Source organism: Paraburkholderia fungorum (genome assembly GCF_046027605.1).
Taxonomy (GTDB): Bacteria; Pseudomonadota; Gammaproteobacteria; order Burkholderiales; family Burkholderiaceae; genus Paraburkholderia; species Paraburkholderia fungorum_F.
Window position 1 is genome coordinate 144,408 of record NZ_JAQQEF010000011.1, and the last position, 13,463, is coordinate 157,870.

The following is a 13,463-nucleotide window of genomic DNA, read 5'->3' on the forward strand; positions in this document are numbered from 1 at the left end:
GACCCGGATCGCACGACATGAGCACGTCCCTCAATACCCTGATCGCCAAACTGAATCCGACTTGCCGGCAGGCGGCTTTGCTCGCGGCGAACAACTGTCTCGCGCGCGGTCACTATGAGGTCGACCTCGAGCATCTGTTGCTGGCGCTGCTGGATGAAGCGGCGAGCGATGTCACCGTGGTGCTGCGCGCGAGCAGGATCGACGCGCATGCTTTGCGCGCGGATATCGAGCGCGAATTGCGGCGTCTGAAGACCGGCAATACGCGCACGCCGGTGTTCTCGATGCATCTGATTGACCTCCTTGAACAGGCGTGGCTGATTGCATCGCTCGATTCGCAGATTGGACGGATCCGTTCGGGGCATTTGCTGCTCGCGTTGCTGACGGCGCCGGAGCTCGCGCAGTTCGCCGAGCGCATGTCGCCGTTGCTGCGCGAAGTGCGCGTGACGGATCTGAAACACAAGTTCGACGAATTGACCGCGGGGTCGCGTGAAGTCGAGCGTAGCAATGCGGAAGAAGGCGCGGCGGAAAGCACCGGCGATGCACCGGCGGCAGATTCAACACCCGGCGCACCGTCGAAAACCCCCGCACTGGATACGTACACCAGCAATCTCACGCAGCGTGCGCGTGAAGGCAAGATCGATCCGGTGATCGGCCGCGAAGGCGAGATTCGCCAGACCATCGACATCCTGATGCGTCGCCGGCAGAACAATCCGATCATGACGGGCGAGGCGGGCGTCGGAAAAACGGCTGTGGTCGAAGGCCTCGCATTGCGCATTGCGGCCGACGACGTGCCGACGCCGCTGAAAGGCGTCGCATTGCATGTGCTCGATATGGGGCTATTGCAAGCAGGCGCGAGCGTCAAAGGCGAATTCGAGAATCGCCTGAAAAACGTGATCGACGAGGTGAAGAAGAGTCCGCATCCGATCATTCTGTTCATCGACGAAGCGCATACGATCATCGGCGCGGGCGGCCAGGCCGGGCAGAACGACGCGGCGAATCTGCTGAAGCCGGCCTTGGCGCGCGGCGAACTGCGCACCATCGCGGCGACCACGTGGAGCGAATACAAGAAGTACTTCGAGAAAGACGCGGCCTTGGCGCGGCGTTTCCAGGTCGTGAAGATCGAAGAGCCGGGCGAGACGCTCGCGGCGGCGATGTTGCGCGGCATGGCCGCGTTGATGGAACAGCACTTCAACGTCCGCGTGCTGGACGATGCAATCACCGAAGCGGTGCGTCTGTCGCATCGCTACATCAGTGGGCGTCAACTGCCGGACAAAGCGATCAGCGTGCTCGACACCGCCTGCGCGAAAGTTGCGCTCGCGCATAGCTCGACACCGGCCGCGATCGACGACACGAAGAAGCGGCTCGAACGTATCGACGCTGAAATCGCCGCGCTGGAACGCGAGGTGGCGAGCGGTGCGCTGCACGACGAGCGGCTCGCGGAACTGCGCGGCCTGCGCGAAGAAGACGTGAAAGATCTGGCCGTCGACGAAGCGCGCTACGACAAGGAGCGCGCCCTGGTGACGGAAATCATCGGCTTGCGTGCCGAGATCGATGCGGCGCGCGTGAGCAGCGCGGACGCCGAGCAGGCCGGCAAGGCGCAGCAGGCGCGCGAAACGCTTACCACGCGTGTTGCGGAACTGCACGCATTGCAAGGCGGCCAGCCAATGGTTCCCTTGCAGGTCGATGGCCACGTGGTCGCCGAAATCGTCGCTTCATGGACCGGCATTCCGCTCGGCCGCATGATCAAGGACGAAATCCAGACCGTGCTGAATCTGCAACCCCTGCTGGCGGCGCGCGTGATAGGGCAAGACCATGCACTCGATGCGATCGCGCAACGCGTGCGCACCGCCAGCGCGAATCTCGAAGACCCGAACAAACCCCGCGGCGTGTTCATGTTCGTCGGACCGTCGGGCGTCGGCAAGACCGAAACCGCGCTGGCGCTTGCCGACGTGCTGTACGGCGGCGAACGCAAGATGGTCACGATCAACATGAGCGAGTACCAGGAAGCGCACAGCGTGTCCGGCCTGAAGGGTTCGCCGCCGGGCTATGTCGGTTACGGCGAAGGTGGCGTGTTGACCGAAGCCGTGCGCCGCAATCCCTACTCCGTGGTGCTGCTCGACGAAGTTGAAAAGGCGCACCCTGATGTGCTGGAAATGTTCTTCCAGGTGTTCGACAAGGGCACGATGGACGACGCCGAAGGGCGCGAGATCGATTTCCGCAACACGCTGATCATTCTGACTTCCAACGTCGGCTCGCAGGCGGTGATGCAATCCTGCCTGAATAAGAACGCCGAAGAACTGCCGGATGCGGACGAACTCGCGGAGACCTTGCGCCCGCAACTATACAAGGCATTCAAACCGGCATTTCTCGGCCGCATGAAAGTGGTGCCGTACTACCCGATCTCCGACGAGGTGCTCGCCGAAATCATCGACCTGAAACTGGAGCGGATTCGCCGCCGCATCGAGTCGAATCACAAGGCGGTTTTCGAGTGGGAAGAATCGCTCGTCGATGCGGTGCTCGCGCGCTGCACCGAAGTGGATTCCGGTGCTCGCAATGTCGATCACATTCTGAACGGCACGCTATTGCCTGAAGTCGCGCAGCAGGTGCTCGAGCGCATTGCGAACGGCACCGCGATCGAACGCATCTCTGTGCGGGCGAGCGAAGCGGGTGAGTTCGAATACACGGTGGCGTGACGAGGTATGTGCCTGCTGCCGCCGAATTTTTTAAATGCCGAAGTACCGGATACCGATTGCTTTCTGTCATGCCGACTAATCTGAACACACTGCTGGCGCCGATCAGCGAAGCCTCGCCTTGTGGCGAAGATCTGCTGTTTTCAGCGGATTTCGACGCGATCCAGCACGCGCGCCGTTTTGAAGACCCATCGCTGGATCAGGGCGAATGGGTCACGGATATCAAGGAGGCCGACTGGCCCTTCGTGGTCGAACGCTCGTGCAGCCTGCTGCAGACGCAGACTAAAGATCTGCGCCTCGCTGTCTGGCTCACCGAGGCGCTTGCCATCGAAGAGGGCATGACAGGTCTCACGCAAGGTTATGCGCTGCTCAAAGGGCTGTGCGAACAGTACTGGGATCACGTGCATCCACTGCCGGAAGGCGACGATACCGAGTATCGCCTCGGCAATGTCGCGTGGTTGATCGGCCGCACCGGCGATCTGCTACGGGCCATGCCGCTCACATCGTCGCAAGGCAGTTCGTACAGCACGATCGATTGGGATGTGGCCACGCATGTTGCACAAGCGGTCAAGCGCGATCCGGATCACGCGGACGATATCGCGCGCGGCAAGCCCTCCGTCGAGCAGATCGAGGCGTCCAAACGCGCCACGCCGCCGGCGTTCTATTCGTCGCTGCTGGTCGATCTGAAAGCGTTCGAAGCCGCGATGCTGGCGCTCGAACAGCAACTGGACCAGCGTGCCGCCGATTCCGCACCGAGTTTCCGTCAGGCAAAGGATGCGTATGAGAGCGTCTACCGATTGGCGGAACGCTTCGCGCGCGAACTGGGTGTGAGCGCTGAGGCGTCGTCGCCGCCAAAGGCGCCGAAGCCGGAAGAGCACGAACGCGCCGAGCCCATCTTCAAGACCTCACCGCAACGCGAGGAACCCGTGTTGACGACCAGCGCGACCACGATCAGCCCGATTGCCGGAATCCAGAGCCGTGCGCAAGCCGTCGCGCAGTTGCGCGCGGTGGCCAGATTCTTTCGCAGCACCGAGCCGCACAATCCGGCTGCTTACCTTGCCGACAAGGCGGCCGAGTGCGCGGATATGCCTTTGCATCAATGGCTTTCCTCGGTGGTGAAGGACGACGGATCGCTTGCGCATATTCGCGAGTTGCTGGGCGTGAAGCCCGAGGACAACAGCTAGAACTTCGGTCGTGCAAAAAAAGCATGGCATCGAAAATCGGTGCCAGGCTTTTTTTAACCAAACGCTCGCGCTCAGGCAAACAACACCTCAAGACCCTGCACGAAACTCAATGCGCCGGTTACGTGCGCGTCCGTCGGTCGTATCGTTGGAAGCAATCGGTTGATCCGGACCGACGCCTGTGGTCGTCATCTGCTCGGGCGCAATGCCCTTGGCGACCAGATAACCCTTCACCGCATCCGCGCGCGCCTGACTCAGCGCGATATTCGAGGTGCGATTGCCCGAGTTGTCGGTGTGACCGATGATCGCCACCATCTTCGTCTGCATCTTCGACAACACTGCCGCCATTTGATCGAGAATCGCGCGGCCTTGCGGCGTGAGCGTGGCGCTTCCCGTCTCGAACTCGATCGTGCGATTCGCCAAAGTCTGATCGAGCAGGCCCTGTTCGGAGGCGCTCACGCGCAGGCCGTTCTTGATCGTATAGGTCGGATTCAGTGCATTGGCCATATCGCTCGCGAGCTGCTGGCGCTGCGATTCGTTGTGCACTTCGCCCTTCACGTCGATCTGCGTGCCATCGATCTTCAACTGGCCTTTGCTGATCTGCTTCAACTGCGGGCCGATCAGCTTCTGCACGTTGGCGGACCAGTTCGGCGGCGTTGCGACGTCGGCGACTTCGATCTGATCGACCACGTTTGCCGCGCCGTAGGTGTCGCGCAGACGCGCGAGCACCGCCGCCCTGGTCGCTTCATCCGGCACCTTGCCGCCCACGACGACCTGGCCCGGCGTGGCGTTGGCAGCCGGGGGTGCTGCGCTGACCGTGCCGGTACCGGCGCCCGTGGTGCCGCTGGCGAGCCCGGCTGTGCTCACTGCGGGGCCGGCATTGCCCGGTTGCGTCGACGAAGATGCGGGCAGAACCGTCGTGTGAATCGAAATGCCGCTATTGTCGACCGGTGTGACGCGTGCCGGGCCGTCGTTGTCGGCATGGGCGAGCGCGCTGATCAGAAGGCCAGCCAGCAGCGAAGCAATGCGCGTAGTTTGGCTCAACATCATGTCACGCTCCCGTGAATGCTTCGCGGAACGTGTCGATGCTGACACGCAACGACAGTTGCGGTTGGTCGAGATAGCTGACGAGCTTGCTGATGCCATGATCGTTTTGTGCGTGTTCGTCGATCCACTCGGGATCGTCGATATCGATGTTATGCGCCGCGTACGCCTGCGGATCGACCACGCTATGCAGCGTCCTCGCCGAGGCGCCGTTAAAGCCGATGATGAGCCGCTCGCGCTCGGCAATCGTGCCGATGAAAATCGCCAGTTCGAAATCGGCCTGCGCGACGAACGGGGCGATCAGTTCGAGCCAGAATGCGGCGACTAGCGAACGATAGAACGGATCGTTCGGCAGCGGCAGCGTCAACCCGCGTTCGAGATGCGACGAACCACTTTGCATCACCGGACGCAGCAGCGAACCGAGTGCCAGCATCGCCCCGCGCAAACGCACCGGATGGCCGCTCGCAAGCAGCATCTGTTCGAGGCCGGCGAGCGTCTGATGCTCGACAAAGTCGTTGAAGGTGCCGTCGTGCGGATTGCCCGGGCCGCCGCTTATTTCGATCGGCACCTGGGTTTCGCCAAGCGCTTGCAGCGCGCCCGCTGGCTCGCTCACGCCGAGCAGCGGCTTCATATGCGAGGCAATGCGCGACCACAGGCGCGCGAAGGCCAGCGGACTGTGCGCCAGAAACGTCAGCGGTTTTTCGACTTCCAGCGCGGTAGCGGCAAGAAACGGAAAGCGTCGCGACGATTGATCCTGGCTTGCCACCATATGCCCGGCAATCGCCAGCTTGCTGCGCGAACCGAGGAACGCGAAGTGCATCGGCTTGGCGTTTTCGTAGACGATCTTCCAGCGCGGATCCTCGGTGAGCAACTCCATGGCCTCGGCGATCCAGCGGTCGAGCGTGGCCAGCAACTGCGGGTTATGCGCGCTTTTGACGAAGTCGCCGCGCGACGGAATCTTGCCGAAATAGGCGATCTGCGCCTGCACGGTTTGCGTCATTGCGCACCCCCTGTATTCGAAACCGCGGTGGCGGCTAACGCCGGCCGTGCCGCTTGCGACGCCGGCGCGACAGCTGGCGTGGCGCCCGCTGTTCCTGTTGGTCCTGCTGGTGGTGTGGCACCCGCGGCCGTCGCGTTGACCGAATTGGCCGCCGCGCTCACGTCCGCCACCGACGACGGCAGCCGCAAGCCGCGCAGGCTTTGCTGTTGCGGCGCGTCGCTGCTGGCGCCGCCCGAAGCCTGCGACGTGCTGATGATGCGCATGCTGACCGCCACGGTGACATTGCCTTGCGTCCACGACAGATCGAAGGTGCCGTCCGGACGACGCTTGCGCTGCGCCGAGTTGATCAGCTTCTCCAGACCGTAGCGGCCCGGCTCGTTCACCAGTTGCAGCGTGCGGCCGTCGAAGGTCGTGGCACTCAGCGTGGCGCCCGGCGAGCCCGACGGATTCGGCCACACGAAGTTGGTCCACTGCGGCGGCGTATTGCGGTAACGCATCTGCTGGCCGTCGATCGCGAGCGTGTATTCCGTAGTGCCGCTGCTTGGCTGCGGCAGGATCTGGAACACGGTCTGCGGTTCGGACGAGCCTTGCGCTCCCGAAGTTGCGGCTCCTCCGGCAAGCGGCGCCACCCAGCGCGCGAACCCGCTGGTGAAGTCGGGCGTCAGCGCGAGACCCATATCTCCCCACGTGCGTGAAGTCAGCGTGTCGCCACGGCGTACTGCGAGCGGCCCGAGCGTGGTGCCGACGAATTTGGCGATCGCGCCGTCCGGCCCGAACACCTGGGCGATTTCGCCGGCGCCGGCTTCGACCTTGGCATCGCCGGCAAACGGATACTTGGTCGCGAGCGACCCCTGGAAGGTCTGATAGACCTGCGCGTTCCACACCTTGTTGACTTCGACGCTGGCCGGCTGGATCACCACCGCATACGCGGCCATCAGCGGACGCACCAGCAGTGGACGCAGTGCCTTGCGTTGCGAATCGGTGAGACCCGTCAGCATCTGTTCGTCGACGTATTTCAGCGAATCGGCCAACTCGGAGCCGCTGCCGTCGAGCGTCTGCTGCATGAGCTGACGCGCGCCCGGTCCCGGATCGCCCTGGTTCCTGATTACGTTAAAGCGCGTGCGGACCTTCGAGAGCGTGTCCATGTAGCCCTTCAACATCGAGCCATTGTCGCCGGAGACGACGATGCGCCCCAACGCCGAGAACTCCTGGCCGATCGGACCCATCGGCACCTCGGCCGGATTGCCGTTGATGTCGATGTTGGCGCTCAGCTGGCCGGTCGGCGCACGCGAGAACCATTGCTTGAACCAGCTCGTGACGCCGGTTTGCGCGCGCTTCAGGTTCGCATTGAAGAGCGACGGGTTGTCCCACGAAGTCTGGTCGTACGCGGTTTCGAGCACCTTGCGGATCGGCGAATCCTGCGGGTCGCCGAGGCGATTCATCGCATCCACGGCCTGGCTGAAGCTGCCGAAGCTCTGCACGGCAATGCCTTGCATGAACTTCTGCCAATGCATCGCGTACTCGGTCTTGTACATCGCCACGAGCGCCTTCTGGATCTGCTCGGGGCTGCCTTCCAAAGTCAGATCGTCATGCGCGGAGGTGTTGAGCACCCAGTCCTTCGCCTGCAATTCTTTGGTCGCGGCATCGCGAATCGCCGGCTGCACGTACTGGAACCAGGCTTCACGCGTGAAGGTGCCGGGGATCGCATAGCTGCCGGCCACCAGCGCCGTATTGTTTTCGCCGACGATGCGCGCGATCGTCATGGGCGCGAAGCGGGTCGACGCGCGCGCCTTGATTTCCTCATAGACGCGCTGACGGGCCGGCATGCCACGCACCACGCGGCGCAGGTTTTCACGGGTCTGGTCGACGAGGCCGAGGTTCTGGTCGATCATCGGCCAGTCGTTGTCGGACACGCGCGACAGATAGAAGGTGATCATGCGCTCGGCGCTGCGGATCATCTCGTCGCGGGGCATGTTGCCGCGATTCGTTTCGAGCCAGCCGCGCCAGAAGCGGGCCACCTGATCGGTCAGATGAGCCGTTTCCACATGACGTTTGTCGCTGAGCATCAGGTAGGTCTTGAGCGCGTTGTACGCGTCTTCGACATTGGTCGGCGACGCGTCGCTATACAGGCCACCCTGGCTGTTCGCCGCCATCGCGCTATGCGCCGATACGGGAATCGGGGTGGCCGCGTCCGGATTGCGGTTCAGCGGGGCCAGCTGGTCCGGGTGCGCGTTCACGTCTTTCAGGAACGAGGCGAGATTCTGCGAGACCGGGTCGAGCAGGATCTGGCGCACGCCGTTGTAATACTCGGTGAGCAGGTGCTGCTCGAGGCGGTCGCCCTGATACAGCCCGAGCGACACCGCGAGCGGCTTGTCGCGGCGGAACTGCTCGAGCTGGTCGATGCGGTCTTCGAGAATGTCCATGGCCTGCAAACGCGATTGCAGGTCGTTGCGGTTCTGCTGCAGGCGCACCACGTTGTCGAGGTCGGCCTTCACATTGTCGGTGAGCTGCTGATTGCCGATCGTCGACCACGTCCAGCCGCCTAGCGCCAGCGCCAGCACCGCGACGAAACCGAAGAACGTTGCATAACGCATGCGCGTCTTGGCGGGGCTGGCGAATTGCCTGACCGTTTGACGATCGGCGAAGATCACCTTGGAGAACAGGTCGCGCAGGAAGAAGCCGTTCTTCGAGAACGCGCTATGCGGCTTGGGCAGGCTCTCCGCGGAGAGGCTGAAGCGGTTGGCGATACGCGTGGCAGCGGCGCTATTGGTTTCGCCTTCCTGCAATGCGCTCGTGAAGTAGAAGCCGCGAAAGATCGGCTTGTGCTGGAACGGGTTCGCTTCAAACAACGTGGCGAGAAACGCGCGCAACGCGGGCTTGATGGTCGAGAATTCGAGCGGGAAGCTCAACTGACCCGGCGAAAGCTTGTTGCCGCGATTGATCGACATCTGCGCGACGCTGATTTCTTTCAGGCCGTCGTACAGTTCTTCAAAGTGCTCGTCAAAGAGGCCCACTACATCGCGCTTTTCGTCCGGCTCGTAGGGCAGGGTGGCGCCCCACACACGGTCATATTCGTGACGCTCGCTGCCGCTGAAAAATTCGGTGAAGCCCGTGATCAGGTCGGCCTTGGTGAACATCACATACACGGGCGCGAACACTTCGAGTTTCTCGGTGAGCTCCTGCACGCGCTGGCGCAGATTCTTGGCGAGGTTGATCGCGAACTCGGGCTTGCTGCTGGTCAACTCGGCAATGCTTGCCGTCACGATGATGCCGTTGATCGGTGCCTTCGGCCGGAAACGCTTGAGCAGGCCCAGGAAGCCGAGCCATTCAGTGCGGTCCTCTTCGTGCACGGAATAGCGGCCGGCGGTGTCGAGCAGAATGCCTTCAGTCGTGAAGAACCAGTCGCAATTGCGCGTGCCGCCAATGCCGTGAATCACCGCGCTGTTCTTGTCGGCGAAAGGAAACTGCAGCCCTGAATTCAGCACCGCGCTGCTTTTTCCCGCGGCGGGGTTGCCGATCACGATGTACCAGGGCAATTCATACAGCGCCGAGCCGCCGGACATCTGGCCGATCTTCGAGGTCTTGATCGTTTTCACCGCATCGACGAGGCGCGTGCGCAGGACATCGAGTTCGGCCTGGCGCGCGGGTGTCGGCGCGGGCTCGCTTTCGGTCTGCTTTTCGGCCTGTTGCTCGAGCATTTCGCCGAGCTTGTTGTTCGCGCGCCGCGCGCGCAGGCGGCGCACCGCCCAGACCAGCAGCCAGAGCACGATCACCGCGCCGAGCACGATGGCGGGCCACATCAGGTCGACCTGCAAGGTGTCGGCGCCGATGAACAAAACTGCCGCGAGCGCGAGCAGGCCGATGATCGAGAGCGTGCGTGTATGGGTCAACACGTTAAGAATGCGTCGCATAAGCCGGTCGGGTCTTGGTGATGTGTGTTGTGGCGCGTGTGTGGCAAACAGCGGGGCGCGAGTGCAGGCAAAGTCTGCCTGCACCGTGTTTGAAAAAATACGAAAGCATATTCAGGGAAAGGCGAATGCGGCCGAATTGTTAAATCCGCCATGGAATGCCGGCGCTATGGCGATTCGGCCAATGCCGTTATCCGTGGGGAATTGCCAACTTTTGCCCGAAATATTGATTGAACGCCCCATGCCAGCCTCTTTATGTGCCGCTTCGTCTTAATGTCCACGCCCCAGGACGAAGCCGGGTTTGTGATATTCAACGTGCCCGAGATCCATCATTTTCCAGCGACCACCCCACGTCAGGCCGACCTGTTCAGCCGTCTGTCCGTATAGTTGATAGCCTCGCATGGCCCAGGGGTCTTTTTCTGAAATGACGAGCTTGCCGTCGCGCAAAAACGCGTTGTCTGCGGCAAGACCGTATTGGTGATAGCTCTGAAATGCAGCGGCATTGGTGACGTTACCCCCCATTTGCGCAAGCCGGTTTTGCCGCTCCGGACTGCGATAACCTTCCAGCAATGCCATTTCATACCCGTATTGCTCGTGCATGATTTTGTACACGAGCAATAAACGCGTTCTGAAATCGGCGTCGAGCAAATTCCAGTCGCGGCTCGCGTCTTTCAGCGCGGGCCGGATCTGCTCCACTTCCTGCGTTGCAAATACCTCTGGCGGCAGCGGCGGCGGGGGCACGAGCTGTTCGCCATTCAATAACGCAGCAATTTTCTCGTCTGGTACTCGTGCAGTGTCATCGAATTGGAATAATTGCCGGCCGCGTAAAGCCAATGCCACCAATGGCGGCGTCGCAAGAATACCTGTCGTGGTTAAAATCAGCAAGCGCCGCTTTGCCAGTAACTTTTGCATATCGACTATTGTCGATTGCGAAATTTTTGCCGAATTAGCTAAATGACCTCGAGCTTTTGATGCACGTTGCGATGCCCCGCGCATAACGCGGCCATGAATGGCGAGTGCGGCGTCTAATAAGGAGGCGCGTACCGCCGGCAATAGCAGCATTGCTGCGATTACAACGGCGATGGCGAAATAGGCGAGAAGTACTACGGCAATCAAAGTCGACCCCGGAAATTGGAAACAATTGTATTTTGTAATGCTTGCTCTTAGAATCAGGCCTGCTCGGAGAGGAGCCGGAACGTATTATCACGGCGAAATAATCCAGGATTCAATGAGACAGTGAATGAGTGCGCCGGAAAGTTCGAATTCCAAAGCCCCGCCTAGCCTGTTATCCGATAAGGCTAAGGGCGCCGATGGCAATGGTTCGCGAATTCTCGCGAATCTGGAAGGCCGCGTCGCGCCGCCTGCTGACAAACCACGCCGGTCGAAAGTGCCGCTCGTGCTGGTCGCCTTGCTGGTGATCGCGGCGGGCGGTTGGGGCGCATGGCATATGCAGCAGCGCATGCAAACAGCGTCGATCGCATCGGTTGCGGCAGTCACGCCTGCTGGTGCCGGGAAAGCCGCTGTGCCGGCATCGGCCGCGAGCGGTGCGCCGCAGGTCACCGCGAAAGCGGAGCCGCCGGCTGCGGCATCGTCGCAAGCGGCCACGATCGTTGCCGACGACAGCGACAGCAAGGCCCCTGCGGCATCCGCAAGTGCGCCTGCGAGCGACGATGAAAGCCGCTTGTCGCGCGCGCTTGCCGATGGCGCTGAGCCGAGCAGCGCGTCCGTACCGGTTGCGTCGGCCACGGTCGCGCCGGCGGCAACGGCGCCTGCGGCAAAGCACGGCAAGAGCGCAACGGCTCTTGCCAGCAATGCGAAACACGAGACGTCGACCCACGGCAAGAAAGAAAGCACGATCGCAAGCAATCATCACGCGAGCGCGCCGGGCGCCGTCGCTCAAACGAAGAAATCGCGTGCGGCCGGCAATGCTTCGAAAGATGATTCGGATGCCGATCTATTGGCCGCGCTCGTGGCACGCACCAAACCGGCCGATGCAAAAGTGGCAGATGGCAACACGCCCACCAGGGTCAGCACGTCGGCGACGCCTGGGAACGCCAAGCTGGCCGAACGCGTGAAAGAGTGCGGGCAACGCGGCTTCTTTGAAGACCAGTTGTGCCGCTGGCGCGTGTGCGACGGACATTGGGGCAAGGATCCTGCCTGTCCGGGTTCGGCGCCGCAGGCTCGCCAGCCTTAGTTGAAACGGCGCGCGTCCTGGCGACGCACTATCGAATCAGGCATCCGGGACACGTTGACGCTGGCGTATCCGATGCATCCGTCGTTCGAGACGCAGACGGTAGGCGAGTGGCCGGATCGGCGTCAATGCTGGCAAATCGGCCGGTTACACCGGTTTGCCGCTGGTGGGTTTGCAGAAGGTGACGGTCGTCAAACGTTTCGACAACCCGAATTTTTTCAATGTCCACGTTGATCCGCTGACGCGTCCGGTGCTGGTGACGCTACCGAACTAACACTTCCGTGGTGCTGCGAGTCTGCATGAACCCGCCTCAGGCGGGATGCAGGCCGCGCAACAGTTGGCGGACTCGCGACATGTCCTGATCGACGTCTTCGGTCTGTTCGAACAATTCCGCGAGCCAGTCGACGAAGGCGCGCACGCGCGGGGACACGCGGCGGTTCTTCACATACGCGACCGAAACGGGCATCGGCACGGGTTTCCATTGCGGCAGTACTTCGCGCAGGAGTCCCGAATCGAGGTAGGGCTGCGCCGCGATCCGTGCGGGTTGAATCAGGCCGAGGCCTTGCAATCCGCAGGTGAGATAGGCCTGCTCGTCGCTGACTTTGACGAAGCCTTTTACCTTGACGTTTTGCGCTTCGCCGTCCACTTCGAAGTCGAAGTCGACTTCACGGCCGTTATGGGGCGACATGCAATTGACCGCGACGTGTCCGCGTAGATCGTCGAGATCGGCGGGCGTGCCGTGGCGGGCCAGGTAGGCGGGGCTTGCGCATGTCACGTGCTCGAGGGTGCCCAATTGCCGCGCGATGAGATTCGAATCTGGCAATTCGCCTAACTGGATACTGCAGTCGATGGCCTCCGAGACCAGGTCGACCGTGCGGTTGCTGATGCCGATGGCCAGATCGAGGTTCGGGTAGCGGGTGTGGAAGTCGTCGAGTGCCGGCAAGACGATCGCGCTCGCTACTGCGCCGGGCATTTCGATGCGCAGCCGGCCGGTCAGGTTATCCGTTGCATGGCGGAGGCTGGCTTCCATTTCGTCGATGTCGGCGAGGATTTGCGCACAGCGCTCGTAGTAGGCCGCGCCTTCTGGGGTAATGCTCAGGCGCCGCGTTGTACGGGTTAGGAGGGCGGTGCCTAGCAGGGCTTCCAGGTTCTGGACGATGGTTGTCGCTGTCGCCCGGGGGATGTCGAGGGACTCCGCTGCGCGGGTGAAACTGTTGGTGTCCACGATTCGGATGAATGTCCGCATTGCAGTTATTCTGTCGATCACGGTTTAGACTCCAATGGGTGTTAAAGGGGGTGTCTTGCGGGGCGCTTTTAGGTTGTATGCCTGCGGCGTTGGCCTTTCCTTGATCTGTTTGCCTGCGGGCGCTTGTTGGTTGTGTGCCTACGGTGTTGGCCTTTCCTTGAATTGTTATTGGTTTATTAGCGTCGCCCCTGTGCGGGGCGGGC

At 61.9% G+C, this 13,463-nt stretch carries 8 protein-coding genes and 1 pseudogene; 4 read left to right on the plus strand and 5 right to left on the minus strand.

Annotated features, from left to right (window positions below; all coding sequences use genetic code 11):
- Positions 1 to 17: 17 nt before the first annotated feature.
- Positions 18 to 2,693, plus strand: a complete 2,676-nt coding sequence (tssH, locus tag PQR53_RS19785) for a type VI secretion system ATPase TssH (RefSeq protein WP_408457284.1) — start codon at positions 18 to 20, stop codon at positions 2,691 to 2,693.
- Between the two features lie 68 nt (positions 2,694 to 2,761).
- A complete protein-coding gene (tssA, locus tag PQR53_RS19790) occupies positions 2,762 to 3,874 on the plus strand; it encodes a type VI secretion system protein TssA (RefSeq protein WP_408457287.1) in 1,113 nt (370 codons plus the stop codon).
- An 87-nt stretch (positions 3,875 to 3,961) separates the two neighbouring features.
- Here the strand turns inward: tssA and PQR53_RS19795 are convergent, their stop codons facing one another.
- The 4 genes from PQR53_RS19795 to PQR53_RS19810 all read right to left on the minus strand — a co-directional run bounded on the left by PQR53_RS19795 (position 3,962) and on the right by PQR53_RS19810 (position 10,939).
- On the minus strand, positions 3,962 to 4,918 hold the full coding sequence (locus PQR53_RS19795; RefSeq protein WP_408457522.1) for an OmpA family protein: 957 nt from the start codon (positions 4,916 to 4,918) through the stop codon (positions 3,962 to 3,964).
- A 4-nt stretch (positions 4,919 to 4,922) separates the two neighbouring features.
- Positions 4,923 to 5,915: a type VI secretion system-associated protein TagF gene (gene tagF, locus PQR53_RS19800; protein ID WP_408457290.1), complete on the minus strand. Its 993-nt coding sequence runs from the start codon at positions 5,913 to 5,915 to the stop codon at positions 4,923 to 4,925.
- Positions 5,912 to 9,826, minus strand: coding sequence for a type VI secretion system membrane subunit TssM (gene tssM, locus PQR53_RS19805; protein ID WP_408457292.1), 3,915 nt, complete (start codon positions 9,824 to 9,826; stop codon positions 5,912 to 5,914). Before tssM ends, tagF begins: the two co-directional genes overlap by 4 nt.
- 267 nt (positions 9,827 to 10,093) lie before the next feature.
- On the minus strand, positions 10,094 to 10,939 hold the full coding sequence (locus PQR53_RS19810; RefSeq protein WP_408457295.1) for a M15 family metallopeptidase: 846 nt from the start codon (positions 10,937 to 10,939) through the stop codon (positions 10,094 to 10,096).
- A 124-nt stretch (positions 10,940 to 11,063) separates the two neighbouring features.
- On the opposite strand from PQR53_RS19810, the gene PQR53_RS19815 reads away from it, so the two are divergent.
- Both PQR53_RS19815 and PQR53_RS19820 read left to right on the plus strand, forming a co-directional pair.
- Positions 11,064 to 12,017 carry a hypothetical protein gene (locus tag PQR53_RS19815; RefSeq protein ID WP_408457298.1) on the plus strand — a complete coding sequence of 318 codons (954 nt, stop codon included), beginning with the start codon at positions 11,064 to 11,066 and terminating at the stop codon, positions 12,015 to 12,017.
- Positions 12,018 to 12,053: 36 nt separating this feature from the next.
- Positions 12,054 to 12,288: pseudogene (locus PQR53_RS19820) on the plus strand (nucleoside hydrolase); the annotation flags it as partial.
- Positions 12,289 to 12,324: 36 nt separating this feature from the next.
- On the opposite strand, the gene PQR53_RS19825 reads toward PQR53_RS19820, so the two are convergent.
- On the minus strand, positions 12,325 to 13,281 hold the full coding sequence (locus PQR53_RS19825; protein WP_408457300.1) for a LysR family transcriptional regulator: 957 nt from the start codon (positions 13,279 to 13,281) through the stop codon (positions 12,325 to 12,327).
- Between the last annotated feature and the right edge of the window lie 182 nt (positions 13,282 to 13,463).